Below are 26,058 nucleotides of genomic sequence, written 5' to 3'. Positions count from 1 at the left end.
CCACAGAGGGCGCCGGCTTGAGGCGGGTGCCCGGGGTTAAGAGAATGGGCAGCAAGGGGGACGGGGAGCCCACCTCACACCCCCGGCGAACCCCATCACCCCCAACCACCCTCGACACCGACCTCACTCCGAGGCGTGGCCCGTCGCGGGTTCGATGGGGCGGTCGGCGGACCGGTGCTGGCAGTCGCACCAGGAGCGGCCCTTCGAGAGGGCCGGGCAGTCCTGATGCCGCTGTTCACTGCACGCGGGACAGATCACGGCACCTCCGGAGTCGCGCGGCGGACGATGGCAGCCACATCGAGCCCCGCCGGCAGGGCGCCGTACACGCCGTGCCGGCCGTCGAGGCGACTGGCGCAGAACGCGTCGGCGACGGCGGACGGGGCGTAGCGGACCAGCAGGCTGGCCTGCAGCAGCACCGCCATCCGACCGGCCAGCACCCGCGCCTGCCCGGGCTCGACCGGCTCACCGGCCGAGACGTCCACCGAGGTGAGCGCGTCGTCGAGCCGGCGGTCCTGGCCCTTGGCGGCCTCGACCTCGGCGCGCCAGGCGGCGACGGCGTCGGGCTCGCGGGTGAGGACGCGCAGCAGGTCGAGCGCCTGGATGTTGCCCGCGCCCTCCCAGATGGAGTTCAGCGGCGCCTCGCGGTAGAGCCGCGGCATCCCGCTCTCTTCGACGTAGCCGTTGCCGCCCAGGCACTCGAGCGCCTCGGCGACGGCGGCCGGGGTGCGCTTGCAGACCCAGTACTTCGCCAGCGGCAGCCCGATGCGCCGCAGCGCCCGCTCCTGCGCGTCGCCGGCGCGGTCGGCCGAGGCCGCGAGCCGCATGCCGAGCGCCGTCGCCGCCTCGGACTCGAGCGCGAGGTCGGCCAGGACCGCGCGCATCAGCGCGGAGTCGGCCAGCGGGGCGCCGAACGCGGACCGGTGCGCCGCGTGCCAGGTCGCGTCGGCGACGGCCCGGCGCAGCAGCGACGCGGACCCGAGCACGCAGTCGAGCCGGGTCGCCGCGACCATCTCGATGATCGTCGCGACGCCACGGCCCTCGTCGCCCAGCCGCCGGGCCAGGGCGCCGTCGAACTCGACCTCGGCCGAGGCGTTGGCGCGGTTGCCGAGCTTGTCCTTCAACCGTTGCAACCGCAGGCCGTTGCGGGCGCCGTCGTCGAGCACGCGGGGGAGGACGAAGCAGGTCAGCCCGCCCGGCGCCTGCGCGAGCACCAGGAACACGTCGTTCATGGGCGCGGAGCAGAACCACTTGTGCCCCGTCAGCCGGTACCACCCGTCGCCGAGGCCGTCGACGGCGTCGGCTCGCGTCGTGTTGGCGCGCACGTCGGAGCCGCCCTGCTTCTCGGTCATCGCCATGCCGGCCAGCGCCCCCGTCTTCGACCCGGGCGGGCGCAGACCGGGGTCGTACGCCGTCGCCGTCAGCCGCGGTTCCCACACAGAGGCGACGGCGGCATCGACCCGCAGCGCGGGCACGGCGGCGTAGGTCATCGAGACGGGACACAGGTGGGCGGCCTCGACCTGGCTCCACACCACGAACTTCGCCGCCCGGACGGTGTGAGCGGCCGGTCCCGCGCCGGCCCACGGCGCGGCCTGCAGCCCGTGGCCGACGGCGGTGCCCATGAGCCGGTGCCACGACGGGTGGAAGTCGACCTCGTCGATCCGGGTGCCGTAGCGGTCGTGCGTGCGCAGCACCGGCTCGTTCGCGTCGGCCTCGCGGGCCCACTGCTGCGCCTCGGCGGAGCCGGCCAGCCGGCCCAGGGACTCCAGGTCGGCGCGGTGGCCGTGGTGCCCGTACCGGTCGTACGCCTCGACGAGCGCGGCGTCGGCGCCGAACACGTCGTACCCGGTGAGCGGCGGTGGCTGGTTGGTGACCTCGTGTGTGGCTGCCACCCGCCTACCGTAAGCCGGACGGGACCATATTCGCTGGCCGCCCGGGCTCGCCTGTGGATAACCTCGGGCACGGAGTGGGAAGGTCGTACATGTCTGCTGCTCAGCAACGCCTGCTCGACCTCGGCTGGACGCCTGAGGTCGGCCGGGCGTTCCAGCCGTACCGGGGTGCCCACCGGCTGGCCCGGGTCTGCCGCGTCGACCGCGGCGGGGCCGCCCTCGCCGGCGGCATGGGCGCGGTGCGGGCCTCGTTCGGAGGCGAGGTGCTGCGCGCCGTCGCCGACGACCGCCTGGCGCTGCCCGCCGTCGGCGACTGGACCGCGGTGCGCGACTGGCCGGACGACCGTGTCACGCTCGAGGCGGTGCTCCCGCGGCGGACCGCGATCGTGCGCGACAGCGCCGACCGGACGTCGGCGGGACAGGTCGTCGCCGCGAACGTCGACGTCGTCGTCATCGTCGAGCACCTCGACCCCGATCCCGACCTCGGCCGCATCGAGCGGCTGCTCGTACTCGCGTGGGGGAGCGGCGCGCAGCCGATCGTCGTCCTGACGAAGTCCGACCTCGTCCCCGACCCGCTCGGCATGCGCGACGAGGTCGCCGAGGTCGCGCCCGGGGTCGAGATCCTGCTGGTCAGCTCCGTGCTCGGCGACGGCGTCGACGAGCTGGGCGCGCTGGTGCGCAACGGCCGGACGCTGGCGCTCGTGGGACCGTCGGGCGCGGGCAAGTCGACGTTGACCAACCTGCTCGCCGGGGTCGACGTCATGCCCACGGGGTCCGTGCGGGCCCGCGACGGCCGCGGCCGGCACACGACGACCCATCGCGAGCTCGTCGTCCTGCCCGGCCGTGGCGTGCTCATCGACACGCCGGGGCTGCGCGCGGTGGGCCTGGTGGCCGACGGCGGCGCCGTCGCCGGGGCCTTCGCCGACGTCGAGGCGTTCGCCGGGCAGTGCCGATTCCGCGACTGCGGCCACGTCACCGAGCCCGGCTGCGCCGTCCTGCTCGCCGTCGCCGACGGTGACCTCGACGAGGACCGGCTCGCGCGGTGGCGCAAGCTGCGGCGCGAGGCGGCGCTGAACGCGGCCCGGCGCTCGGGGAACCGGCGCGCCGTCGTCGCCGAGCTGGAGGCCCGGCGGCACCGCCGCTGACCCCGGCGGCACCGCCGCTGACGCCGTCGTCGCTCAGCCGGCGGCAGGAGCGCGGACGGTTGCCGCAGGCCGACGCCGTCGGGAAGGATGGGCGGGCGGGCACGCAGTCGCTGATGCGAGGACGCCATGACGCTCGAGGACACCGCTCGCCAGGTCATCGACACCACGCGGTACATGAGCCTGGGCACCGTCGACCCCGACGGCCGGGCGCGGGTATCGCCGGTCTACTACGCGCCCGACGGCTACGACACCTTCTACTGGATGTCGGTGCCCGAGGCGCACCACTCCCTGAACATCGGACGCCGGCCGAACGTGAGCATGGCGATCTACGACTCCACCGTTCCCGTCGGCGGCGACGTCCGCGCCGTCTACCTGCTGGCTGTGGCCGAGAGGGTGCCCGACGACGAGCTCGCGGCGGCCGCGCCGATCGCGTGCCGGTCGCGCTTCCCGGAGCGGCCGGAGCCGTTCCCGGTCGAGTGGCTGTACCCGCCGGAGCGGCTGCGGCTGTGGCGGGCGCGCGTGACGGAGCACTCGGTGCACGTCCGGGGGAGCGACCCCGAGTACGGCACCGGCGTCGACACCCGGCGGGTGGTGACGTTGTGAGCGGCGGCGGCTGCTGCGACCCGCGCGGCTGCGACCGGATGTTCAGTCCGGGCTTCGCCCGGCACGCGGCGCGCCGGTACCGGTCGCGCGGCCTGGACCGCACGGCGGCCCGCATGGTGGCGTTCCTGGAGTCGCGGGGGATCGAGGGCGCGACGGTGCTCGAGGTCGGCGGCGGGGTCGGCGAGATCCAGATCGAGCTGCTCCGCCGCGGGGCGGCGTCGGCGGTGGGGCTCGAGCTGTCGCCGTCGTACGAGGCCGAGGCGGGTGCGCTGCTCGCCGACGCCGGGCTGACGGGGCGGGTGCGGCGGCGCATCCACGACATCGCGGCCGACCCGTCGGGCGTCGACGGCGCCGACGTCGTCGTGCTGCACCGGGTCGTCTGCTGCTACCCGGACTACCAGCGCCTGCTCGCCGCCGTCGCCGACCATGCCGGGCGGGTGGTGGTGTTCAGCCACCCGCCGCGGCATCTGGCCGGGCGGGCGTTCGTCGGGCTGACGAACCTGATGATGCGGCTGCGAGGGCGCGAGTACCGTGCCTTCGTCCACCCGCCGGAGGCGATGCTGGCGGTGCTGCGCGAGCGCGGGCTGCGGCAGACGTTCGCCCACCGCGGGCTCACCTGGCAGATCGCCGGCCTCGAGCGCTGAGTGGCCTGCGCCTACGCGATCGCGCCGGCGCAGGCCATGGCCTCGCCGGGAACGGTCTCGCCGTGCGTGTGCTCCAGGTGGGCCTCGCCCCAGGCCCGGACGTTCTCGACGACGGGCAGCACGGTGGTGCCGTACGGGGTCAGCCGGTAGACGACCGGGGCCGGCACGGGGCCCGTCTCGTCCCGCTCGACGAGGCCGTCGGCCTCGAGCTCGCGCAGCTGCTCGGCCAGCACCTTCGGGGTGATCGGCGCGGCCCGGCGCCGCAGGCCGGCGAAGTGGCACTCGCCGTGGGCGAGCCAGTACAACAGGGTCAGCTTCCACTTCCCGCCGATCGCGGCGAAGGCCGCGGCCATGGGGCAGCCGGGAATCGGGTTGGGGCGCGACGGCGAGGGGTTACCTGAAGGTGCCTTCTTGATCACGGGCATGCTCCGCTCCGATATTCGCCTCATGAACGCTCACACGAAGGTCACCATGCCACACCGGCGAATCCTGGCCGCGTGCCTGTCGCTCCTCGCGCTGACCGCGAGCGCGGTGCCGGGCGATGCGGCGCCGGTTCCGTCAACGGCTGAGACGGCCGCCGCGGACGGCCAGCACGCGTTCGACTGGGAGATCGGCACCTGGCGCTCGCAGGTGCGGGTGCTCGCCGAGCCGCTCTCGGCATCGCCGGACGTGTGGCTCACGTTCGACGGCACGAGCGTCGTCCGGCCGCTGATGGACGGCCGAGCGAACGTCGTCGAGTTCGACGTCAGGGGAGTCCGGGGGACGACCGGGCGGATCGAGGCCCTCAACCTGCGCCTCTACGAGCCTCAGGCCGACCGCTGGAGCCTGACCTTCGCGAACCTGCGCGACGGGCTGCTCGCGCCGGCCGTGTACGGCGGGTTCCGCGACGGCGTGGGCGAGTTCTACGGTGACGACCAGCTCGGCGGACGCCCGATCAAGGTGCGCTTCCTCATCGAGCGGCGGGGACCGGACAAGGCCCGGTTCGAGCAGGCCTTCTCCGACGACGGCGGACTCACGTGGGAGACGAACTGGATCGTCGTGGACCGGCGCATCTGACGCTCGGGGCCCGGTGGCGCAGCTCGTCACGGCAGCGGGCGGGTGAGCCAGACCACCTCTCCGGCGCGCTCCTCGATCGACACGTGATCCCGCTCGAACCCGAGCTTCTCGAGGACCCGTAGCGAGGCTGTGTTCCACGATCCGACCGTGGACCACAGCCTCGTCCGGCCCGTCGCCGTCGCGGCGGCGAGCACGGCGCCCGCCGCCTCGGTGGCGTACCCACGTCCGTGCACGCGCCGGAACAGCTCGTACGCGATCTCGGGCTCCTCGACGGTGGCACGGCCGACGATCAGCCCGCAGTAGCCGATGACGTCGCCCTCGACGCGGCGGCGGATGGGCAGCAGGGTGAAGCCCGCCGTCGCCATGGCGGCGTGCTGCGCGGCGATGATCTCTCGGGCGCGTTCGACCGCCGGCGTCCCGTCACCGCGTTCTGCGATCAGGGCACGAAGGTCGTCGGCGTCCGACTCCGCCCAGGGCTGCAGACGCAGCCGCTCGGTCTCGAGCTCGACGGCCATCGGCGCGTAGGTCGGCACGGCCCCACTCTCGCACCGCGGCTGACTTCCCCCGCGGGCGGGCATGAAAAGACCCTGCCGACACGATCGACAGGGCCTCTGAACTGGTGGGCGATACTGGGATTGAACCAGTGACCTCTTCCGTGTCAGGGAAGCGCTCTCCCGCTGAGCTAATCGCCCGGGTCTTCGTACCGAGGTGGAGACGGGATTTGAACCCGTGTAGACGGCTTTGCAGGCCGTTGCCTCGCCTCTCGGCCACTCCACCGTGATGAGGGCCAGAGCCCCGCTCCGAGCGGACGACGGGACTCGAACCCGCGACCCTCACCTTGGCAAGGTGATGCGCTACCAACTGCGCTACGTCCGCACTGCATCGCGCCGGTTTCCCGGAACCGCGGTGCGGGTGAAACATTAACCCATCCGAGCCGCCCTCGCCAAACGCGATAGCGTCGCGTGTTGTGGACGTGCCGCCGAGACCCCTGGCGCATCTCGGGGGGATGCTGGCCACGGGCCTGGTCGAGACCTCGTCCGACCTGCGGGTCCTCGACGGGTCGGGACGGTGGGCGGTGGTGGTCACGTTCGAGGGCGAGGTCACGTGCGCCCGCTTCGAACAGTGGACCCCAGCCCCGTTACCGCGGGCCGAACGGCCGTGGAACGGGCCGGCAACAGACGCCTGGACGTCGTCGCTGGACCGCGACGGCTACGTCGAAGCGGTCCGTGACGTGCGCGAACGCATCGCCGCGGGGACGGTGTACCAGGTCAACGTCTGCCGGGTCCTGTCCGCGCCGCTCGCGCCGGGCGACGATGATCTTCTGCCGCTGGCGAACACCCTCCGCGACCGCCACGACGCGCCGTTCGCGGGCATCGTCGCGATCCCGGGCCTGCAGGTCGTCACGGCCTCGCCGGAGCTGTTCCTCCGTCGCGACGGCGACCACGTCACCTCCTCGCCGATCAAGGGAACCGGGCGGACGGCGGCGGACCTGACGGCGAAGGACGGCGCCGAGAACGTGATGATCGTCGACCTCGTGCGCAACGACCTCTCGCGGGTGTGCGTGACCGGCAGCATCGCCGTCGACGAGCTGCTGAGCGTCGAGAAGCATCCCGGCCTCGTCCATCTGGTGTCGACGGTGAGCGGCCGCCTGCTGCCGGGCGCCGGTTGGGCGGAGCTGTTCGAGGCGACCTTCCCGCCCGGCTCGGTGTCCGGCGCGCCCAAGTCGACAGCCCTTCGCGCCATCGGGGAGCTCGAGCCGGTCCCGCGCGGCCCGTACTGTGGCGCCGTAGGCTGGGTCGACGCCGACACCGGGGAGGGTGAGCTGGCGGTCGGCATCCGGACCTTCTGGGCGCAGGACGGCGTGCTGCGGTTCGGGACCGGCGCGGGCATCACGTGGGGCTCGGACCCGGAGCGTGAGTGGGCCGAGACGGAGCTGAAGGCGGAGCGCCTCGTAGGCTTGGCCTCGTGCTGACATGGGTGAACGGTGAGCTGATCGACGAGTCCGAGGCGACCGTGAGCGTCTTCGATCACGGACTGACGGTGGGCGACGGCGTCTTCGAGACCGTCAAGGTCGTCGACGGCGTGTCGTTCGCGCTGGGCCGGCACCTCGCCCGGCTGGGCCGCTCGGCCGCCGGGCTGGGGCTGCCCGCGCCCCACGAGTCCGAGCTCGCCAAGGCGTGCGAGCAGGTCGCGGCCCAAGGGACCGGCCCCGGCATGCACCGGCTGCGGGTCACCTACACCGGCGGCATCGCGCCCATGGGCTCCGGGCGCGGCGACGCGGGCCCCACGCTGATCATCGCCATCGCGCCGGCCGCCCCGCAGCCGCCGACGACGACGGTCGCCGTGGCGCCGTGGCCGCGCAACGAGCGCGGCGCGCTGGCGGGGCTGAAGACCACGTCGTACGCCGAGAACGTCGTCGCGCTGACGCTGGCGGCCGAGCTCGGCGCCAGCGAGGCGCTGTGCGCCGACACCCGGGGCCGCCTCTGCGAGGGCACCGGCAGCAACGTGTTCGTCGTGGTCGACGGCGAGCTGCTGACCCCGACCACGGCGACCGGCTGCCTCGCGGGGGTCACCCGCGACCTCGTCGTCGAGTGGTGCGGTGCGACGGAGACCGACGTCGACTTCGGCGTCCTCGAGACCGCCGACGAGATCTTCCTCACCTCGACGACGCGCGACGTGCAGGCGGTCTCGGCAGTCGTGTGGGGCGACGGCCGACGGCTTGAGCTTGCGGCTCCGGGTCCGGTGACGGCGCGCGCCGCGGCGACGTTCGCCGAGCGCGCGGCGGCCGACCCCGAGCCGTGAGGCTCCCGAGCCGTGAGGCTCCCGAGCCGCGTGGCGCGGACCGGCAGCTGACGCCGTCGTCGACGATCGGACGGCGGCGAAGCCGTCAGACGGCGGCGGCGCGCTGACGCTCGCGGTAGGCCGCGACGTGCAGGCGGTTGCCGCAGGTGCGGCTGTCGCAGTAGCGCTTGGAGCGGTTGCGGGAGAGGTCGACGAGCACGCGCGAGCAGTCGGGCGCGGAGCAGACCTGCAGGCGCTCCTGCTCGCCGGCGACCACCACGAACGACAGCGCCATGCCCGCGTCGATGAGCAGGTGCTCGGCCGGCGCGGCGCCGGGCGCGAAGTAGTGGATGTGCCAGTCGTAGCCGTCGTGGTTCGTCAGCCGCGGGCAGATGCGGGCGCCGGTGACGAGCTCGTTGACCAGCGCGGCGGCCGTCTCGGTGTCGCCGGCCTCGAAGACCTGGCGCAGGCGCGGGCGCAGTGCCCGGACCGCCTGCAGGTCCGCCTCGGTGACCGTGGGCAGGTCGCTGATCTTGAACAGATCGATGAACGCCCGCAGCGCGCCGACGTCGGGCAGGCCCTCGCTGCCGCCGGCGACGGGGTCGCTGTTCACCAGGTCGACGACAGCCTCGAGAGCGTGTTCGGTGTCGTGGCTGAAGGTCACGTGCCTGCCCTACCTCGGATTACGGGTGCCAAGTGGAAGAGACCGTAATCGACCCGGTGCGCAGGGCACAACAGACGGAGACCGGTGGAGGGGTCAGGTACGGTCCAGTAACGAGTCGAGCACGGCGTCGATGCTCAGCAGACGCCCCTCGATGCCGGTTGGCACCAGCGTCCACGTCTGGATCAGGAAGTCCTCGACGGCGCTCGACGGCGCCTCGAGCACCGCGTCGCCCTCGGGGGAGCGCAGCCGGATGCGCACCGTCGGCATCCCGTGGGAGTCGAGCGCCGGCCAGATGGTGATGTCGCCCTTGCCGCTGGGCTGATCGAGCCCGGCGCTCAGCAGGTCGCGCGCGAACACCCACGGCACCGGCTCGCGCGCCGTGGTGTCGAACACCGCCGTGACCGCGAGCGGGTCGGCCGCGGAGTAGCGCAGCTCCGCCTGGATGTACCGCTCCGCGTCGCCCTCGTCGAGCAGGCGCAGAGCCAAGGGGTAGGAGATGGTCGACGCGGTCATGGCCAGTAGTGTCAGGCCATTCCGGACATCGCGCAACGCGAAACTCGGGCAGTGGTTTCTGTTCGGGCTCTGCGGTGCGGTATGGTTCTGGTCGCCCGGGCGATTAGCTCAGCGGGAGAGCGCTTCGTTCACACCGAAGAGGTCACTGGTTCGATCCCAGTATCGCCCACCCAGGTCAGACCCCATCTCGATCATCCACGGCACCCCCTATTTGCCGCCTCCGTGTGACATCCGTGTGACGATCTTGGCGCGATGTGTTCGTGCCCCGGCCCGAGGCGTCTTCGAGATGCGCTTGTGATCAGATCGTTTCGAGGTCGTTCGCGGTGCCGATGACGCGACCTGAGGGCGGAGTGGCAGGCCGCCTCGATCGCAGCCTCGCATGTGCCAGGCGGGGCTCAGGGACGCGGACCCGGTCCGTTTGCCCACGCGCTCGGTGCTCTCCAAGAAGGCGATCGAGTGCGCCGACAGGTGACGTCGATCCCAATGCGAGCCGGGCGTCGAGGGCGTCATTCCAACGGTCCGTCAGTCCGCGCATCAGATCGTCGACCATCGCGGGGCTGACATGGGAGTACCGGCCGCCGATGCCGCCCAGCTCATGGCCGAGGCGCTCATGGGAGAGGATCTCCGGCGTTCGCAGTTCCGCCATCAGCGTCTTGTGGCAGTGCCGCAGCCCATGCGGCGTCAGCCCGCGTGCGATCGGCGTCCAGCAAGCGGTGGCTCGGTCAGCGTTCCCCCGCCCGCGGAGGACCGCGCCGGGCCACGGCTCGGCGGCGATGGAAACCGGTCGAGGAGGCAGCCGCTTTCCTCGCGAGGGGAACCATCCCGTGGTCGCCGGGTCGAAGATCCAGTCGCTGAACGCGGAACGACGAGGATGCGCGCTGCGCTGAGCGGAGAAGACGTAGCGTCGTCCATGGCATGGGCACGGTGCGGGATTCGTGCGAGCGATGTGCGATGAGATCAGACGCGACAGCCAGGGCGGGAGGTCGATGTCGCGATAGGAGTCGTCCTTGGGCGGCAGTGGGTGAAACGCGCCTGTGTCGTCCTCCCAGAGCTGGAACTCGACGCGGATGCTCTCGGATCGCACGAACCTCGTCTCCAAGCCGACGAGCTCGCCCCACCGCAGCCCTGTCCAGAAGTCGGCGAGCACCATCACGAATTCATCGTCACGACCCGTGAGGAGTGCCGCCCTTTCGGCGATCAACAAGGCGCCGAGCGCATCGGTCGTCACCTTTTCGGGACCGCGCTTTCGGGATCGGCCTGCTCGCTTGCCTCGGCCGCGGCCCCGGACGGCCGGGTTTGCGGGGATGACTCCCTCAGCGACTGCGTCGCCGAGAATCGTCGAGAGGGTGGTACGCCAGGTCTGCACCGACGAGACGCTGTAACCGGCACGGAGTTCGGCGCGCTCCCATTCGTTTACCTCGGCGCCGAAGATGTCGGCGAGCGCGGTCTGCTCGAAGGCGGGGAGCAGATGCTCCTCGAGATGATGCTTGTAGTTCTGCATCGTCGATGGCGCCAGGTCCTGGCGCTCGTACCACTCGTTGGCCCAGGCGCCGAACGTCATCCTGCCCGCGCTTGGATCACGCCACGTCTGCTCGCGCGCCCTGGTCTCGGCAATATTCGCCGCCGTCGTGGCGGCACGCTTGGTGCTGAAGTGGATCACCCGGCCGTTGACGTCCTTGACGGTGATCAACTTGTCGCCCCACTTGAAGCGGGCGAGGTAGTACCCAGATCGCTTCTCCGCGTAGCCCACGCGATCCCCTCAGAGCCGTGTCGATGGACTGCGGCAGGAGATTCGACAAGACCCGGCGAACGGGGAGGAGCTCGTAAGGAGCTGAAGACGTGACTACCGCTGCGTCAATTCTAGGTCGGTCGACGGGGCCGGCGTGGTGGGTGGGCCGTCAACGGCGCAATGGCATCCTGCGACTTGGTGATCACCCGTTCCGGCGGTAGCGCCAGCTCTGACTCTGAACCCGCTATGCGGTGTTCGTTCGACTCGACGATCTGGATCAGGTGTGCGCGTGTGAAGCGGTAGGCACCAGCAACCATCGTGAACGGAATGCGGCGCAGGCGGGCCTGCTCCTTCAACCATGAGGCCTTGCAGCGCAGAAGAGTCGCCGCCTCCTCGGCCGTGTACAGGGGGAGTTCACTGGCCGCGGGGCGACGATCAGGACCTGGTGCGGTCATGCGAACGATCCGATCCCGTCGGTGGCGCGTGATGGACGGCAGACGCGTCACGACGCGGGCTAAGGTTGGGCGCAGCGGCACGCGTAGCTCGGTCAACGCTGTACTTCGTAGCCCCGCTGTCGTGGCCGATGCGCAGAGCGATGAAGACACTGCCGGTCGGCAGCTCGCGGACATGCCCGTCCGCTACGAACCGGTCGCCCTTCTTGAAGAGCTCGTGGGCGCGCTCGGCCGCCTTGCCGATCAAGACGAGGTGATGGAACTCGGTCCCGTCTCGTGACGTGGATCCGTCGTCGTTTTGGCGGTATCGCTCCTGGCCCACGCGCGCATAGAGGCGCGCATCGCCTCGCTCGGTGATGGAGAGATGTGGTCGCGACGCGATGAACCCGGATAGCGACTGGCGGGTGCGGATTGTCATCCTTCGCTCACATGGGTCGGTTGATGCGTTCCCTGTGAGGTGGGGCGACGAAACCGTCGCTGCCTGTCAACGCACGTGCTGCCCGTGGCCGAATCGCAGCGGTGATATGGGACGTCGGAGGAGGGATCTGCCACCTGAACTCACCCTTGACGACGGCGCCACGACTTACGACGTCATCGTCAAGCTCGACGCACGTACGACGTCCCTAATGTCGGCAATAGGTCGACGACTCGTACGAGGCCACCGATGCGGGCATGGCTCGGGCTTCACATCTCGAGGAAGTATGGCTGGGTCCAGGCGTGGCGGCCGTCGGCGTCGGTGATCACCGCGCGGATGTAGCCTTCGTCGCCATTGACGGGATAGCGGGGGTTCGGTCCGTAGCGTTCGGCGAGGAGCCGCCCGCCCCGCCCGATGAACCGGGTGAGGTACCGGGTCAGTGCGGAGAACTTCGCGGCGCGCCAGCCGGAGATCGTGCGGAATGTGATGTCGATGCCGTCGGGGCCGGCGTCGTAGCGGTCGATCGTGATGCCGGTGGAGGCGTAGAAATCGCCACGGCCGAGCGCGTCCATGATCGACTCGTGGTCGAGTGCGTGCGCCCGGACGACGATCCACGCCTTACCCGGCGTCGGGGCGTCGCGGTCATCCAGGGCCTCGTACTCGTGCACGTCGTCGCTGGCGGTGCCCCAGACGACGACGCCGTCGCTGAGCAGCTCGTCCCACAGGTTCTCGGTCGACGGAGCGGTCTGCCCGGACTCGTCGACGCCGCCGAGGTTGCCGGCGATGGAGAACGCGTTCCAGATCTCCATCAGGTACGGGCCGGCGATGTCGGCGAGGTCTTTGCGGGTGACCGACCAATGAAGGATCGGGTGGTTGACCTGCGGGATACCGCCGGCCGAGCGGATCGCGTCGACGTTGCGCCGGAACGTCGACGCGAGCGTGTGATCGCCGCTGGGGTAGCCGGCCCGAGGACGTCGTCAACGCGCTCGTAGCGTGGACCACGGGTAAGGGTTGGGGGTGGCGGCGCCGGCGGTCTGACAGACTTGAGCTGAAGTCGTTGTCGCCTCATGTGTGCATCGTGCGTAGGTTGCATCCCTCGCCTGGATATCTCGTGCTGCGCTGCCTGATTTGAGGCGAGCTCCAACCCGCTGGCCTGGAGCAGGCCCAGGTCGGCGTGGAGACGGCGGGACGCGTAGTCGCTGAAACCGTCACTACCCGAGGGATGCTGCAAGACTGGCCGCGCCAGGGCGCATGGCCCTGGTCACGGCTGCCTGAGGGGTGAGGGTGTCGATTGCGTTCACGTTGGTCGCGACGGATGGCGTGGTTCTCGTCGCGGATGGTCGGACCACATCGGTCCCTATCGGGAATGATCCGGACGCGGCGCCGAAGACTGACGTCGCGATAAAGGTGACGGTCGCGCCGTACGGCCTGCCTTTTGCGATCGCCTACACCGGACGTGGCGGTATCGACGGCACGCCGATGAATGACATCGTCGGCGGGTTCCTTCTGTCGTTCACGGACACTGCGCTAGCTGCCCTGCCGCTCGGAGACCTCCTAGCCAATCTGCGGGAGCACCTCCACCAGTTGACTGCAGCAGTGCCCGCGATGTACCAGGACGGGACTTCCGAGCCCGTTCACCTCCTCGTCGCTGGCCACCGGTCAGGCTCCGAGGATCTAGAGGTGTGGAAGTCCGTCGGCCCAAAACCCGAGCAGGTCTCCCGGGTGGACAATCACTTGGTGTTCTGTGGCCTCCCGGTTGCCCAGTCCGATGGTCAGTCGGCCGAAGACCGCGTCCTCGTTCTGTTCGACGATGAGTACCGGGTCAGGCAAAGCGGCGTGTGGCACGTCGAAGATGACTACTACCTGCTGCGCGACATGACGATGGCCCAAGTGGTCGAGTACGCCGTAGCGAAACTCAGCGCCGACATCAACGAGGATCCCGAGCCCTACACGGGTGACGGCATCGGTGGTGTCTGGCGTCTCGTATCTGTGAGCCCAACCGGAGCGACGAACGTCGACTGCTTTCACATCGGGCCCATGCTGGTTGGCGATGCCCGCCCGGCCGGCTCGCCGTGCGACGAATCGTAGAACTCCACGGCTTGTTCAGTCCGACCCCGGACAGTTCCACCCGGCTGAGCGGGAACAGATGTCGCTGGGGGCACGTTTGCCGGGCATGACCGGCTTCCAGCCCACGAACCCGAGGACCCATATGAGTCGGGCCCCGTGTGCGATGTGCGGTACCGTCGTGAAGCTGACCAAGACTCACATCCCGCCGCGGGCGGCGTTCAACAACGGGCTGGGCAGACGAATGATGGTCGGCCCAGACAACACGCTGGTGTTGGATCGCGGGAAGCTCGGTGGCTTGGCCTTGTACGGGCATTGCGAGGACTGCCGTGCAGCGACGTCACCGTGGGACGACGAGTACATCGGCTGGGCGAGGAGTATTGCTGACGTGCTCTTGGACTCAGAGGCCGTTGGTACTCGGCCGGTGATCCAGGTTGGGGCGCGTGAAGTGCGTCCGGGCCGGTTCGCTCGGTCCGCTCTGGCTGGGATGACCGTGCTCGCGGAGAACCTCTGGCAGACGCACCCGGAGTTCGTGGAGAGCAGCCGAACGGGCGCACCGCTGACGGTGGATGCCGGCATGCGGTTTCTGGTAGGCGTGACTCCCCTGAACGAGCGGGCAGAGATCAGCGGCGGCCACGGCGGTGTTCTCATGTCCGTCCCGATGGCAGCTTCGGCAGATGTGGCGGAGCCGGTGATGACATTGTCGGCGATGGTGCACTGGCCGCCGTTCAGCTTGGTACTGGTGGATGCACGGGTGGCGCCTACCTACCCGCACGTGGACTGCACATCGTGGCTGGAGTGGGGCGTGGACGACATAGTGTCGCCGTTTGCGCTGGAGTTGCCGTGTGTGCGCATAGTTTCGCCCATTATTGCGACGGGGCGGGACTACCAGCCTGCGGTGGTCTGAGGGCTGTTGCGAGCGTTCCAGTCCGCGGACGGCTCAGAAGTTCCGGTGGCTCCCGGAGAACCGTGACTCGAAGACGACGGGATGTGGCCTTGATTCAGAGAGTGGTCCCTTGCCGCAGGCCCGTCGATCCGCTCTGCTCGGGAGCCTGCTCGTCGCGAGCCGCTGGTTCGGTTCGACCAGAGTGATCCTCTTCTACCGCGGCGGCTGCTGCCAATTCCTCGGAGAGCGTTGCGATCCGATCGATCAAGCGGCGGCATCGGACCACCGCAATTCCGAACGCCGCAGTGAGCGGGTCCGCTGACTCGACCGCGTCAGCAACGTCGTTCAAGTTGGAACCGCCCGCTACAGGTTCGGTCTTGCTCTCCTTGTCGGCTAGTAGTGCTGCTGAGTCGGCGCTGTCAGGCTCGGTCAGGCCGTCCGCTGCCAGCGCCTCACGCGGATCCGGCCCGGCCTGCAGCCGGAGGCGCTGCGCGAGTTGCTCAAGGGCGCGGACTGCACGGTCTTCCTCGGTTTCGGCCGTCTCCATGCCGGCGATCACCCACGGCTCTTCGCGCGCTGTTGCCTCCTGGGCAGCGAGCGCGACGCCTAGGCGTATCAGCTGGCCAACCTCTCGATCGATGTCGCATACCTTCTGCAGCAGCGGGTAGGTCGCCAAGGCTTCGTCACTCGGCACTTGTTCGCCGAATGGGCGGTAGCACGTCCATCGGTCTGGGTTGGGGTCCAGCCGTGCGATCGCGCGGAGCGCCGGCCCGACGTACGCGTAAGGCTCAGTCTTGAAGTGCGCGCCATGCTTGCGTTCCCACATCTTGAGCACGACGTCTCGAGTGGTTGCAGCCAGCTCCTCGTCGTTCGGGTTCGCCTCGCACCGAGTGATGAGCTCAGCCAGGTGGTGGGACATCCAGCGGCCCACCACGTCACTGGGCTCCAGCGCTTCCGCGAGGTCACGGCCGAGTTGGAGGACCGGGTCAGTGTCAGAATTCATGGACTTCTCCAGCATTGTCGATCAAGAAGTACTTCGTGTACGGCGGCAGGTAGCGGAACCGGTCGTCGTCATACTCGTCGTCAGCGCGCCGCGCGATGCGATGCGAGGTGTCGTCCAAGCGTCGTTGGATTTCGACCTCGACGATGAGCGACCGATTGAGTTTGCTGAGTGTGGAAGCGAGCCAGACGCGGTCTGCGGTCAAGGTGTCCCCGGATGAGCCGGTGGTCTGCCTCTCATCGGTGTGGTCGTCCCAAGCTGCTGAGACGATCACGACATCCGTTCCGTCGCGCCAGAGGCGGTAGTCTGGGTCGGCGATCAACGACTTAAGTGCCGGCCAGGCAGCGGTAGGTCGCCGCGGCGGGAAGTCGATCGTGCCGGCGTACGGGTCTTGGCGGTCACGTCCGTGGTCGTATCCGTGGGGTTCAATCCATCCGGTCAGTTCGAACCCAGGGACACTAGAGCTGTACTCCTCGTCAGTCGTGTCGGGGATTCGGTAGGCGCGCTTGTCGGGAGCTGTCTGCAGCGCCCTGAGCAGAGCGGGCGCAGTGTCGGGAGTCACGAGCGCTGAATGCACGCTGACTGTCTCGCTCCGGGAGTAGTGCTGAACCTGTCGAAATCCCCATATGACGATCTGGGTCGGTGAGGGAAAAAGCTCCTCCCTGAACCTGTTGGACGTGATGCGGTAGGTCCAGTGCGGGTCGTGGTCAGTGCTGCTCAGCCCGGAACGACTGCGTGGCTCGATGACGGCGTTTGCCGGCGCCGGATCGCGTCGGTCGGACAGCCAGCGTCCGTCGGTGCGGCTGGGAATGTGCCGCTGTATGAAGCGGGTGTACTCGGAGTCTCCGGTCTCTTCGTCCTCGTCGTGTCGCTGCACAACTGGCCGATGCTGGAGGAGGGCTCCGGCGACTTCGCATAGGGCCTGGATGGCCAGGTAGAAGTCGAGGTCCTCCTCGTCTGGCCAGTCGCTCTTGTGGGGATAGTTGCTCCGGGGATAGAGGTCGAGCGTGTGCCGGGCGTCGTCCTCGGTGCGGCCACGTGAGGGAACGGTCCAGTGGTCAATCAGCATTTCGGTCACTAGTCGTTCGATTGAGCGTTCGCTGAGGCCGAAGGCATCGCCGAGCGGATCGCACCAGTACTGGCGGAAGTCGAGGAAGAAGCTGAATCGGTCGTCTTCGGTCTCGTCGTCCGTGCCGATCTCGGTGTCGGTGGCGGCTTCGGTATCAGTGGAGGTTCCATGGGAGACCTCGTACACGCGGGGTCCGGAATCGACCGGTCCGGATGTGCTTAGGGTCGACTCCTGTGATAACGAGCTGACCATCTTGGATGGAGCTACGAGCTGGCTCAGGCGTGTGAGCTCCTCGAGATCGGCGTGCCAATCGTGGCGTACGGCGCCGACGGGCTTGCCCGCACGTTCGGTGCGCTCCTTCTCTGCAGGATCCAGCGTGATTGCACCGGAGGCATGGAGCCGTAGCAGGCTGTCGCGCGCCAGCGGCGTGTTCACGGCGTGCGGTGTGCCGGTGACAGTCTGCGTCAAGAGGTCTCGGAACAGTGCTGCGGTCGCCAGTGCAGACGGGTCTGTGGTCGCGCGGCTGATGCCGAACAGAAGCCATTGACGCGCGTGCCGTGCGTAGAACTCGAGGCGATGGTCGAGAAACGGTTCGGGACTGCGCCGGCCGTTGGCTAGGTCGAGCAGCCGGGAGGCGATGTCGGTGTGTCCGAGGGTTAGCGCCAGGTGTACGCAGTGCGCAGCTTGCCACCGTGTCTTCCCGGCGGGGTCTCCGAGGGCGGTCCAGATGACGGCAGCAACGGCAGCGTCCGGGTCCCAGCTCACCGTCATGCCAATGGGGTGATGCCCGTCGTGGGCGTCGATAGGTGCGGTCTCGTCGAAGAGCGAAGCGGCGGCGTCAAACAGTTTGAGGGCTTGTTCGCTGTCGAGACGGCGGGCGAGGTGGGCGGCGAGTGCATAGGCCTGGCCGGCGGTGAACGCCGGATGGTTGGCAAGAGCGCGGCTTGCGGTGTGTTCGAAGTCAGTGTCCCGTCCGGCGAGGGTTCGGGCTCGGTCGAGGTCAAGGGTGCGCCAGGAGACGAGCAGGAAGTCGGGCGCGAGACGTTTGAGCAGGGTCACGAGGAGGTCGTCGAGTGCTACTTGCGATGCCATCGAGAGCGGTCGGTCGTGTAGGGCCTCCAGCATGCGCTCGAGGTCCCAGTGGTCGGTCGTCGGACATGTCGCGAATGCGCGCAGGATGTTGGGCGTGGCGCCGAGAACGGTGGCGACGTAGGTGAAGAGGTCGTCTCGGGCATTCTCGGAGCGGCTGCGCTCTAGGCCCTCGGCCCATCCGTCGACCGTGGTGAGGTCGAGGTCCGCGAAGGAGATCTTCGGTCGCTGTTCGGGTCGGCCGTCGGCGTGTTTCTCGACGCCCGCAAGTTCCATAGTCCAGAGCAGTGAGGGATCGATTTGCTCGATAGCGATACGCGGAACGCCGGAGGTCGTGAGGAACTCGTCGAGCGCATCGGTTGTGAATGGGCTTGGCCTTCGGAACTGGAGGTAGGTGATCACTGCGGTGGTGACGTCCTGGGGGCGATTGCCTAACGCCGTAGCTAGAACATGGTGGTCCGGGTAGCGGTAGCCCAGTGGCAACAACGTGAGGGCGGCCAGCGGGTCGTCGCTTAGAAGCACCGTGGGGGTTGTGGAGATCGCGTCGGCGAGGTCTCGGATCGCCGCGATGCGTCGATCGCGCCAGCGGGATCCAATGGCAAGCGCTTCGGTCAGCGAGAGGCTGGCTGCGGCGGCGAGGATGTCGGCGTGGTCCAGGTAGCCACCGAGATAGGGCTCGACGCTCTCGGCGATCTGGCCCAGCCGGTAGGCGCGGCCGGACTGGTCAGAGGCGTCGTGTCCGGCGAGTCGGGCGATGCTTAGAAGTGCTTCCCACCGGGGCCAGGCATCGTCTCCGATGGCGTCGGTGATGTCCAGCGCCGCCTGAAAGTGAACCGAGGCTTCATCTGGGGAGATTCGGTATGTGGCACGTGCTAGCTGCACGAAGTCGGCGGCGAGTTCGCCGGCGTCCTCTCGCGCGCTGGCGAGACGCTGGTGGCAGCGGCGGGCTAGCTGCTCGGACAGCGCATGAAGGGCTGGTTGGGCAGCTGTCTGCCGGATGATGACGGTCAGGGTTCGCCGGGTGATCACGTCGGAGTTCTGAGCCTGGAACTCGAGTAGCGTTGCAGGGTCGACGATCCCGGGGTGTCGGGCCAAGGCGCGGCCAATGAGTCTCAGGACGGCGTTGACCTTAGTCTGGTCGATCCGTTCGCGTCGCCATTCCGGGAGTTCGCCCTGCAAGAACGCGGATGCACGCTGCGAGAAGGTGGCGAGGTTCTCGGTGGTGGGATCGAGGTCGAGATCAAGCCAGGCAGCGGCCCATGAGACGAGTGGCTCGACATTTGCGCGGTACTCCCGCAACGCGAGTGACGATTCGAACTTCTCACGTTCTCGTGCCTCTTGGATCCGTGGTCCCTGGATGTCCAGGGCATCGAGTTCGCGGCCTTCGAGCCTGGCGCGCAGCGAGAATCCGAGGATGGGATGCCAGACGTCCTGGTCGTACCAACCCCCGGATCGATGCCCGAGGTTATCGGGGAGGTACAGGTGCAGTACTCGCGCGGCATCAGCGGGGGTAACGATTCCGTGGGCGACGCCGCGGGTAACCAACCAGGTGACGGCGGTGAGGCCGTTGTGAACCGGGTCGCCGCCAGAAGTGTGCCGATAGTCGTCGTGACGGCTCGGTTGCACCGCCGTCTTTCTCCTCATGATGGGTCGCAGGAGATGCGCCACGATGGCGGGTTCCAGCTCCGTATCGCGCTCAGCGCAGGCCTGGGCGATCCCGAATCTGAGGTGACTGCCCTCGGCAGCCCGAGCCAACTCATTGAGGTCCGCCAGACGTCCCGCGTCGAGGAGGCGACGGGCGACGTTGACTCCGACGTCGAACGCGAGGGTGCGCGGTCGCCAGCCTCGCAGATACCGCACGCAGGCGGCTGCGCCGACGGCGTTGAGGAGTCCCCATGTGACCTGGAGAATGTCGAGCTCGCCCAGCCCAGAGTTGGTGTCGTCGCGTCGTGCTTGACGCACCCAGGCACTCATCCAGGAGGTCGCGCTTCGAAGCCGGTTGCGGGCCTGGTCGGTCTGGCCGTCGGCCCCAGCAAGCAGCGCGCCCTCGATCGGCAGGTTGGAGTTGGGCCAGCCTGCGGTCAGGCTTCGAGTGGCGACGAGCTGCTCGAGCACGCTCGGATCCAGGAATCGTGCCGCCAGGTCGGTGTTGTCGCGGATCAGGTCCAGGCGTCGGGTGCGTCCGGCGGTCAACGCCCCCAACCGGAGGGCAAGCTGCGCAGCTTCGAAGTCGCGGTCGGCGCGCAGCGCCGCGGTCAAGGCGAAGTGGGTGCGTTGTTGCGCGATCTCGCGCCGCTGGATTTCGTTGCGCTCGGCGGCGGGGCGACTGTTGTCGGGAAGGCGGTCGTCGGAGAGTGCGAGCAGCACGAGGTCGTCGAATCGATTGGCGTCGAAGAGCAGCGCGGGGAGCGAGGCGGCCACGTAGGCGTCCTGGTCCGCGATCGGCGACAGGCGGTCGAGGAAGCTTTCCAGGTCCTTTCCAGCGGGGCGGTAGCGTTCGCGGAACCAGGTTTCGGTGGGCTCGTCGCGAAACTGCACCGAGCCGCCGTCCACCAGGAGCGGGCGGCCTAGATCCGAGACGAAGCTGAGCACGACCGATGCATGTACGCCGGCCAACTCCGCCAGGACGCGGACAGGGATCATTGGGCGCAGGGCTGCGAGGCCGACGCAGATGGCGTCGATGTCGGTGCCGGACCCGTGCTGTCGATCCCGAATTTCGGCGACCTGCCGCTCGATGAGGGAGTCGAGGGCGTTCCCGGGCGAGCTTGGGTTCGGCGCCAGCCATGCCAGTGCCTCCTGGAGGCTCGTCGTCGCATCCAGGACGGTCGCCTGCACCCGTGGGTTGTGGCTGGTGCGGGCATGGAACTCGGAGGCGTCGGTGGGCGAGACAGCGGGGTAGGCCATCTGGAGATGGGCTCGGGTCTCGTCCAGGTCGAAGCCGCGAAGCGGGAGGTCCTGGTAGTCGACGGGTAGCCGAAGTCGGTCGATGCGTTCGGTGCGGCAAGTCACGACTAGGCGGACGTTGGACGGGAGCGGCTCTCGGATCAGGCCTTGGACGAAGGAGCGTTCGCCCATCTCGTCCGCGATCATGGCCGCGTTGTCCGCCGCGTCAATGATGATGGTGAGCAGCGCGGCCGGTGTGGTGGTAGCGAGCGTCTCGGCCGCCGCGGTGAGCCTGCGCAGGAAGGTTCGGGCGTAGTCGGTCTCGTCGGCTGTGGCGGAGGGAACGATGGGATCGCACAACGCTCGTCCGGCGAGCTCGTTCACGAGCTGGACGAACCCTTGCTTGGGTCGATGGCGTGGGGCACTGGGGCGTCGATAGGAACCGTTGCCGAAGCAGTCGAACACGATCGTGATCGAGCCGTACGGCAGGTGGTGTTGCAGGGCGCCCGCGAGGACGCTCTTGCCCACTCCGCCTGGTCCGTGCACAACGGTCGACATGCCAGGTGTCTCCTGGATCTTGGCGGCGATCTCGGCGAATTGGTGCCTAATGATCGGTCGCCGCGGAGGTTCGATCAGATTGGGCGCGGGCAGCAGTTGGTCCTCGGAAGTCTTCAGCGCGGCAAGCACGTCCGCTCGACGCACCGCGGGGTCATTGCCAGAGACCGAGGTCGCGCGACTGGAGATCATCTCTTTCAGCAGTAGGGCCTGTTCGGCTGGAGCGCCTGGCAGCAAGTCGGCGACCTGGAGGTCGAGGAGGTGGCGGAGCTTGAGCAAGGACGGTGCAGTCTCGTCGACCACGAGCCGACGGCACAAAACGGCGACATCTTCCGGGGCGAGGAGGCGTGTGAGCCGGTAGCGGATCGTCCTTGTCGCTGTCGATGGGATGCTCGTGCGAAGCTCGTTGAGCGCGTCCAGAGCGGACTGGGCGGCGGGCCGGTTGCTGATGAACTCGAATCGAACGCGGTCGAGAACTGCGGGGTGATGCGCCTTCAACGTTCGGTACTTCCGCGCGAAGCCGATCAGTGTTTTGGTGAGGAACGACAGCGTCCACGGCTCGTCGGCGCGTCGAGTGGAATGCTTGAACTGACGGTATACGACCCGGTTGGTGTGGTCGATGTCACTTGAGCCCCAGTACTCCGCGAGGTCGATCACCTCGTCGCCGGTGCCAGAGTCGGGATTCTCGATTCCGGTCTCCGTACCAGCATCAGTGTTGTCCTCGCGCGCCAGAGCGTCGTCGTCGGCGGAGGTGTCCGGGTCAGGTGCGACCGGCTGTTCACTGGGGTCAACGGCTTCGACGAATAGCGCGTGGAGTCCGGAGCGTTCGTCGAGGAGTCGCAGGGATTGACGAGCTGCCCAGGTGTAATGGAATTGGTCGCCGTCGCGGCTGGCTCTAAGCAGGTCAGGCTCTGTCATCGTGGAACTCCACCCCCTACCGATGAGAGCGTCCTGCTCCCGCCTGATGACCGTCCGCCAGAGGAACCGAGCCTCCAAACCCTGTCGCGATCTCGTCCACCAACGATCTGCTGGGATCGCGAAGGCGTAACGCATGGGAGCGGGCGACGGTTACTCCTGCGAGAATCGTGGCGCCGGACGACGCGAACACGGCTCGGCCTCGGGACGGTCATTCAAGATCCTCGCGGTTCACCGCGTCGTACCATATGGCAATCATTTGTCCTCGCGCATGGCGATAGAGGTCGAGTGCTTGGCCCTGGCTCCATCCGAAGCGGATGACGAGAGCATCGACGGCGTTGCTGACGCACAGCGGGATCGTCATCAGGTGGAACGCCAAGGTGCCAACGTCGACCTGCTGGGGTTCCAAGACAAGCGCCGCGAACGGCAGATCACCACGCGGCTCGACGCGAGTAGACCTGAACAGCCCGGTTTCAAACCCGTGGGCCACCGACCCACGCGCACGTGCGATGAGCTGGGTGATTACCGCACCACTCATCTCGGCGGTTGCCGGGCCGGAAAGATAGTCGGCGGCAAGCCCCATTGAAGAACGGCGACCCTTGGTATGCGTTAGCCTCGCTCCATTACGGCGGCTGATCGACCATCCCAGCACGTTCGCACGCTGCTCCAGGTCGTTCCACCGCTCAGCATCGGTCGCCTTGTCGACAGTATTTGCCCACGGACTATCGGTCAGGCCACCGATCAGTCGCCCGGACTCGGTCAGGTCAACGAGCAGCTGGTTGAACCGGATCTCGGCTGTAGCGCGGAGGTCCTCCTGCGAACCCAGGTCTTGGACCCGGTTGGTGTCCAGATAATGCAGCGCGCGGAGCAAATGCTCCTCAGCAGTACGCGCGACCGTGTGCGGCGTGTACGCGAGGCCGCGGGCGATACTGAGGCCCAGCACATCGGCATGCTCGAGCCCAGAACGTATGAGCGCCACGGCGTGTACCTCGGCCTCGGCCACGGTCGTGGCAAGTACCTCGCCAACGCTCTGCCACCTTCTGGATGCGGTCCGCCACGTCCGGGCCGAAGGCGATTCAAGCTCCGGTACCCACTCGTGCTCAGCCCCCAGCCGCCGCGCGGCACGCACGCACTTTCGAAGCGAACTCGCGATCTTGTCCGGCGACCGTCCTCGTGCGTCCACGTGGCGAGTGTCGCATTGACCACCGACAAAACCCTGTGGCTGGGAACGCCGCGGTCTGCTTGCTGAACTCGCGACGCAGCTCTGGACAAGAGAGGTGAGGACGCGACGTTCGATCTCGTCGCGGGTCGGGCGGACAACGTCGAGGCCCTGGCCGGCGGGGTCCTCGAGGGCCCAGTCCTGGTGCGCTTGCCGGGGAAGACGGCGAAGGCGTCGCCCGCGTGTCAGCAGCTCCAGCCCCTCGAGCGTCGAGGTGGTGGGTCAGCAGGTTCGACGGCATGCCGAGGCGTTCCTGCAGTTCACTCGGGGAGAGATCGCCGGGGCTCAGCAGGCCGGCGAGGCGCAGCCGCGAGAGATTCGGACAGCGCCACGTACTTGTTCGGCTCGGCGCTCCAGGTCCGTCGCTCATCAGTCAAAGGCGCAATTTGACCGACCATCGATGGCCGTCAGGATAGGGCCATGGACCTGGAGGTGCGCAAGAAGGAGCGCGGCGTCGATGCCGAGCGCTACGGCTGCGTTCCGTTCGTATCCAGCCCGGGCTTCAACCCGGGATGGTGGGACGATCCTGGGCTGTACGGCGACGGCTCCATCTGTTTCGAGGCGCGCCTTGGCGGCGTCGAAGTGGCCCGGGCGAGGCTCGAGGAGACGGTCGACCTGAGTGCGTACACCACGGCGCCGACTCTCGGAGACGCTGTGCTCCAGATCGAATTTTTCGAGGTCGCGGAGGGGCGCCGCGGCGAGGGCATCGGGCGCGAGCTCATCAATCGTCTCGTTGTCATGTATCCGAACCGTCGGCTCGTCGCGCTCAGCCAGAATGCAGGTGCGGACAAGTTCTGGGGGAAGCTGGGTTGGCGCAGGCACGAGCATCCCGAGGAGCCGGATTGGCACCCTCTCTACGTTCAGCCAGCACAGCGGTTCCCTGGCTAAGGCGTCAGAGCGTCGAGGAGGGCTTCCAGGTGCTCAGGATCACATGGTAGGAGATCCGTGTGCTGCGCCGGTCGCCGTGATTAGGTCTGCGTGGTACAGCAACTTTTATGATGGCTCGTGTGGCAGCGGCCGGTTGACTTCATATACGTCGTCGAACCGCTAGAGCGCGGTCTGGCATCGCCGCGACTGGATCAACCCGGTCGGGCTCACTCCCCGGCCCGCGTGGCACGGCGGGAGGCAAAGTCGTTCAGACGTGGCAGGCTCTACTGTCTTGGGCATGGGTGACAATCATCTCGCGGGGGTCCTCCGCTCGATCGCGATGAGGATGCGCGCGGACTTCGAGCAGTCGCAGTTATTTCAGCACCGCGGCGAGGCAGGCTCCAACCGTGAAATTCTCGTCCGGGACTTCCTGGCCAGCCAGCTGCCGGGTCACGTGGAGGCGATCCACAGCGCCGAAATCGTCACGGCGTCCGGCGACATCTCGCCCCAGTGCGACGTCGTCATCACCGACCGCGCAACACCGCCGCTGACTGATATGCAGGGCTATCGGATCATCCCCAATGAGTGCGTCTACGGGGTAGTGGAGGTAAAGACAAGGTTAGACCGCGAGAGGCTTCTCGACAGCTGCGAGAAGATCCGCAAGGCCAAGGAACTCGCCAAAACCGCGTACTACCCGACATCAGGGTTGAAGCGAACCCGGACGGCCTACGGTCGCACGTATCCCTATACGCCAACAGTCGGCATGATTTTCGCGTTCGACAGCATCGACCTGATCACGCTCGGTGAGCACCTGATCGGCTGGTCTGCCGAGCACGAGCCGGAACATCGGCCGGACAGCATCTGGGTCATCGGCAAGGGCTACTACGTCTGGACCGACCCGGTCAGTGGCCAAGTTAACCCGACGCCTGAACCGGGATCGAGGATGCTCGCCATGGAGCCCTGGCGTGACCAGGACATCCTGCTGCCCTTTGCCCTCCACCTCAACCAGCACTTCGCAACAGCATGGATGCCGCCGCTGCGGCTGTTCGATTACGCGGGACACCATCCACTGGGTGTGACTAAACACGTCTGGATGGAGGAGCCGCCGCCTCCTGCAGTATGAGGCGGTCGCGCCCGCCCGGGTCGTGCTTGGAACGTATCCACCATCGGGGAGCATGCAAGGGAAGTATCCGCTCGCTTCCAGCGCTTCCCAGAACGCATCAAGGAGAGGTAACGGGCGTTCGGCGCACTTGAAACTGGTCGCCAGGACGTCGCGGGGGCTGAGGGCCGGGACCTTGGGCGTCTGGTGTGCGAGTTCGTGGGCCTGGACGGCTGCCTTCTCGGCGACGGCGAAGATCGGCGGCCGAGTGGAGGCGTTGGTGCGCTGCCAGCCGAATCGGCCCTCCTCCGCGCGGACGTACCAGTGCCCGCTGTCAATCTGTCGGCCCCGCCATGACTGCCATCCGGCCCGATCGCAGGTCATCTACCAATCGCCGGGGTGACGTCCCACCTGGTGGTGTAACTGATCTTCACTGTGATCGGGTCAGCGAGTTGTTTCAGATCATGCCGTGAGCAGTGCGGGTGTGGCCACCTCCTGGGGCTGGCGGGTCGTCGGGTTGAGCA

Annotated in this window: 22 protein-coding genes and 4 tRNA genes; 11 read left to right on the top strand and 15 right to left on the bottom strand. The window is 68.2% G+C overall.

The window, feature by feature from the left end:
* Positions 1-254 precede the first annotated feature (254 nt).
* Entirely contained in the window at positions 255-1,889 is a 1,635-nt protein-coding gene (locus E1212_RS25325; protein WP_131987651.1) for an acyl-CoA dehydrogenase family protein, read from the bottom strand.
* An 89-nt stretch (positions 1,890-1,978) separates the two neighbouring features.
* Here E1212_RS25325 and rsgA point away from each other — a divergent pair, with 89 nt between their 5' ends.
* The 3 genes from rsgA to E1212_RS25310 all read left to right on the top strand — a co-directional run bounded on the left by rsgA (position 1,979) and on the right by E1212_RS25310 (position 4,278).
* Positions 1,979-3,031, top strand: coding sequence for a ribosome small subunit-dependent GTPase A (gene rsgA, locus E1212_RS25320; protein WP_131987649.1), 1,053 nt, complete (start codon positions 1,979-1,981; stop codon positions 3,029-3,031).
* 126 nt (positions 3,032-3,157) lie between these two features.
* Complete coding sequence (locus E1212_RS25315; protein ID WP_131987647.1) at positions 3,158-3,634, top strand: pyridoxamine 5'-phosphate oxidase family protein; 477 nt, start codon at positions 3,158-3,160, stop codon at positions 3,632-3,634.
* Positions 3,631-4,278, top strand: a complete 648-nt coding sequence (locus E1212_RS25310; RefSeq protein ID WP_203417197.1) for a class I SAM-dependent methyltransferase — start codon at positions 3,631-3,633, stop codon at positions 4,276-4,278. The genes E1212_RS25315 and E1212_RS25310 overlap by 4 nt, the downstream gene beginning before the upstream one ends.
* Before the next feature lie 11 nt (positions 4,279-4,289).
* On the opposite strand, the gene E1212_RS25305 is transcribed toward E1212_RS25310, so the two are convergent.
* On the bottom strand, positions 4,290-4,703 hold the full coding sequence (locus E1212_RS25305; protein WP_203417196.1) for a winged helix-turn-helix transcriptional regulator: 414 nt from the start codon (positions 4,701-4,703) through the stop codon (positions 4,290-4,292).
* Positions 4,704-4,749: 46 nt separating this feature from the next.
* On the opposite strand from E1212_RS25305, the gene E1212_RS25300 reads away from it, so the two are divergent.
* Positions 4,750-5,334, top strand: coding sequence for a hypothetical protein (locus tag E1212_RS25300; protein WP_131987645.1), 585 nt, complete (start codon positions 4,750-4,752; stop codon positions 5,332-5,334).
* Positions 5,335-5,360: 26 nt separating this feature from the next.
* Here the strand turns inward: E1212_RS25300 and E1212_RS25295 are convergent, their stop codons facing one another.
* The 4 genes from E1212_RS25295 to E1212_RS25280 all read right to left on the bottom strand — a co-directional run bounded on the left by E1212_RS25295 (position 5,361) and on the right by E1212_RS25280 (position 6,210).
* The gene (locus tag E1212_RS25295) at positions 5,361-5,867 is read right to left on the bottom strand and encodes a GNAT family N-acetyltransferase (RefSeq protein WP_203417195.1); all 507 of its coding nucleotides are present in this window, start codon (positions 5,865-5,867) and stop codon (positions 5,361-5,363) included.
* Between the two features lie 84 nt (positions 5,868-5,951).
* Positions 5,952-6,026 (bottom strand) — tRNA-Val (locus E1212_RS25290).
* A 14-nt stretch (positions 6,027-6,040) separates the two neighbouring features.
* A tRNA-Cys gene (locus E1212_RS25285) sits at positions 6,041-6,111 on the bottom strand.
* A gap of 26 nt (positions 6,112-6,137) precedes the next feature.
* Positions 6,138-6,210: transfer RNA gene (locus E1212_RS25280), tRNA-Gly, on the bottom strand.
* Between the two features lie 130 nt (positions 6,211-6,340).
* On the opposite strand from E1212_RS25280, the gene E1212_RS25275 reads away from it, so the two are divergent.
* Together E1212_RS25275 and E1212_RS25270 are read left to right on the top strand one after the other, a co-directional pair.
* On the top strand, positions 6,341-7,306 hold the full coding sequence (locus E1212_RS25275) for a chorismate-binding protein (RefSeq protein WP_131987653.1): 966 nt from the start codon (positions 6,341-6,343) through the stop codon (positions 7,304-7,306).
* Entirely contained in the window at positions 7,300-8,136 is an 837-nt protein-coding gene (locus tag E1212_RS25270) for an aminotransferase class IV (protein WP_131987643.1), read from the top strand. Before E1212_RS25275 ends, E1212_RS25270 begins: the two co-directional genes overlap by 7 nt.
* Positions 8,137-8,221: 85 nt before the next feature.
* Here the strand turns inward: E1212_RS25270 and E1212_RS25265 are convergent, their stop codons facing one another.
* Positions 8,222-8,779, bottom strand: a complete 558-nt coding sequence (locus E1212_RS25265) for a CGNR zinc finger domain-containing protein (RefSeq protein WP_131987641.1) — start codon at positions 8,777-8,779, stop codon at positions 8,222-8,224.
* 93 nt (positions 8,780-8,872) lie between these two features.
* Positions 8,873-9,292 carry an SsgA family sporulation/cell division regulator gene (locus tag E1212_RS25260; protein WP_131987639.1) on the bottom strand — a complete coding sequence of 140 codons (420 nt, stop codon included), beginning with the start codon at positions 9,290-9,292 and terminating at the stop codon, positions 8,873-8,875.
* A gap of 97 nt (positions 9,293-9,389) precedes the next feature.
* Between E1212_RS25260 and E1212_RS25255 the strand changes: the two genes are divergently transcribed.
* A tRNA-Val gene (locus tag E1212_RS25255) sits at positions 9,390-9,461 on the top strand.
* A 129-nt stretch (positions 9,462-9,590) separates the two neighbouring features.
* On the opposite strand, the gene E1212_RS25250 is transcribed toward E1212_RS25255, so the two are convergent.
* The 4 genes from E1212_RS25250 to E1212_RS25235 all read right to left on the bottom strand — a co-directional run bounded on the left by E1212_RS25250 (position 9,591) and on the right by E1212_RS25235 (position 12,697).
* Positions 9,591-11,042: a tyrosine-type recombinase/integrase gene (locus tag E1212_RS25250; RefSeq protein WP_131987637.1), complete on the bottom strand. Its 1,452-nt coding sequence runs from the start codon at positions 11,040-11,042 to the stop codon at positions 9,591-9,593.
* 110 nt (positions 11,043-11,152) lie between these two features.
* A complete protein-coding gene (locus tag E1212_RS25245; RefSeq protein WP_131987635.1) occupies positions 11,153-11,476 on the bottom strand; it encodes a helix-turn-helix domain-containing protein in 324 nt (107 codons plus the stop codon).
* Positions 11,457-11,891 carry a single-stranded DNA-binding protein gene (locus E1212_RS31235; protein WP_131987633.1) on the bottom strand — a complete coding sequence of 145 codons (435 nt, stop codon included), beginning with the start codon at positions 11,889-11,891 and terminating at the stop codon, positions 11,457-11,459. Before E1212_RS31235 ends, E1212_RS25245 begins: the two co-directional genes overlap by 20 nt.
* Positions 11,892-12,157: 266 nt before the next feature.
* Positions 12,158-12,697 (bottom strand): hypothetical protein, encoded by a 540-nt coding sequence (locus E1212_RS25235; RefSeq protein WP_131987631.1) that lies wholly within the window; start codon positions 12,695-12,697, stop codon positions 12,158-12,160.
* A gap of 475 nt (positions 12,698-13,172) precedes the next feature.
* Here E1212_RS25235 and E1212_RS25230 point away from each other — a divergent pair, with 475 nt between their 5' ends.
* Positions 13,173-13,976: a hypothetical protein gene (locus E1212_RS25230; RefSeq protein WP_131987629.1), complete on the top strand. Its 804-nt coding sequence runs from the start codon at positions 13,173-13,175 to the stop codon at positions 13,974-13,976.
* A gap of 157 nt (positions 13,977-14,133) precedes the next feature.
* Positions 14,134-14,859, top strand: a complete 726-nt coding sequence (locus E1212_RS25225; protein WP_131987627.1) for a hypothetical protein — start codon at positions 14,134-14,136, stop codon at positions 14,857-14,859.
* 94 nt (positions 14,860-14,953) lie between these two features.
* Here E1212_RS25225 and E1212_RS25220 read toward each other — a convergent pair whose 3' ends face one another.
* From E1212_RS25220 to E1212_RS29665, 3 genes are all read right to left on the bottom strand, one after another.
* Positions 14,954-15,841, bottom strand: a complete 888-nt coding sequence (locus E1212_RS25220; protein ID WP_131987625.1) for a hypothetical protein — start codon at positions 15,839-15,841, stop codon at positions 14,954-14,956.
* The gene (locus E1212_RS25215; protein WP_131987623.1) at positions 15,831-22,352 is read right to left on the bottom strand and encodes a hypothetical protein; all 6,522 of its coding nucleotides are present in this window, start codon (positions 22,350-22,352) and stop codon (positions 15,831-15,833) included. The genes E1212_RS25220 and E1212_RS25215 overlap by 11 nt, the downstream gene beginning before the upstream one ends.
* Positions 22,353-22,560: 208 nt before the next feature.
* Entirely contained in the window at positions 22,561-23,352 is a 792-nt protein-coding gene (locus E1212_RS29665) for a hypothetical protein (RefSeq protein WP_162605624.1), read from the bottom strand.
* 636 nt (positions 23,353-23,988) lie between these two features.
* On the opposite strand from E1212_RS29665, the gene E1212_RS25200 reads away from it, so the two are divergent.
* Both E1212_RS25200 and E1212_RS25195 read left to right on the top strand, forming a co-directional pair.
* Positions 23,989-24,456 carry a GNAT family N-acetyltransferase gene (locus E1212_RS25200; RefSeq protein WP_131987619.1) on the top strand — a complete coding sequence of 156 codons (468 nt, stop codon included), beginning with the start codon at positions 23,989-23,991 and terminating at the stop codon, positions 24,454-24,456.
* A 277-nt stretch (positions 24,457-24,733) separates the two neighbouring features.
* A complete protein-coding gene (locus tag E1212_RS25195) occupies positions 24,734-25,558 on the top strand; it encodes a DUF6602 domain-containing protein (protein WP_131987617.1) in 825 nt (274 codons plus the stop codon).
* Positions 25,559-26,058 lie beyond the last annotated feature (500 nt).

This window comes from Jiangella ureilytica (genome assembly GCF_004348545.1).
Classification (GTDB): Bacteria; Actinomycetota; Actinomycetes; order Jiangellales; family Jiangellaceae; genus Jiangella; species Jiangella ureilytica.
Note: the sequence above shows the minus strand (reverse complement) of the source record. Positions and strands in the feature narration are given on the sequence as shown.

What these genes read in the sequence shown, in the direction of transcription:
- rsgA (WP_131987649.1), top strand. Translation starts at nt 1,979, where the DNA reads ATGTCTGCTGCTCAGCAACGCCTGCTCGACCTCGGCTGGACGCCTGAG.
- E1212_RS25315 (WP_131987647.1), top strand. Translation starts at nt 3,158, where the DNA reads ATGACGCTCGAGGACACCGCTCGCCAGGTCATCGACACCACGCGGTAC.
- E1212_RS25305 (WP_203417196.1), bottom strand. Translation starts at nt 4,703, where the DNA reads ATGCCCGTGATCAAGAAGGCACCTTCAGGTAACCCCTCGCCGTCGCGC.
- E1212_RS25300 (WP_131987645.1), top strand. Translation starts at nt 4,750, where the DNA reads ATGCCACACCGGCGAATCCTGGCCGCGTGCCTGTCGCTCCTCGCGCTG.
- E1212_RS25275 (WP_131987653.1), top strand. Translation starts at nt 6,341, where the DNA reads ATGCTGGCCACGGGCCTGGTCGAGACCTCGTCCGACCTGCGGGTCCTC.
- E1212_RS25260 (WP_131987639.1), bottom strand. Translation starts at nt 9,292, where the DNA reads ATGACCGCGTCGACCATCTCCTACCCCTTGGCTCTGCGCCTGCTCGAC.
- E1212_RS25245 (WP_131987635.1), bottom strand. Translation starts at nt 11,476, where the DNA reads ATGACCGCACCAGGTCCTGATCGTCGCCCCGCGGCCAGTGAACTCCCC.
- E1212_RS31235 (WP_131987633.1), bottom strand. Translation starts at nt 11,891, where the DNA reads ATGACAATCCGCACCCGCCAGTCGCTATCCGGGTTCATCGCGTCGCGA.
- E1212_RS25235 (WP_131987631.1), bottom strand. Translation starts at nt 12,697, where the DNA reads ATGGAGATCTGGAACGCGTTCTCCATCGCCGGCAACCTCGGCGGCGTC.
- E1212_RS25220 (WP_131987625.1), bottom strand. Translation starts at nt 15,841, where the DNA reads ATGAATTCTGACACTGACCCGGTCCTCCAACTCGGCCGTGACCTCGCG.
- E1212_RS25215 (WP_131987623.1), bottom strand. Translation starts at nt 22,352, where the DNA reads ATGACAGAGCCTGACCTGCTTAGAGCCAGCCGCGACGGCGACCAATTC.
- E1212_RS25200 (WP_131987619.1), top strand. Translation starts at nt 23,989, where the DNA reads ATGGACCTGGAGGTGCGCAAGAAGGAGCGCGGCGTCGATGCCGAGCGC.
- E1212_RS25195 (WP_131987617.1), top strand. Translation starts at nt 24,734, where the DNA reads ATGGGTGACAATCATCTCGCGGGGGTCCTCCGCTCGATCGCGATGAGG.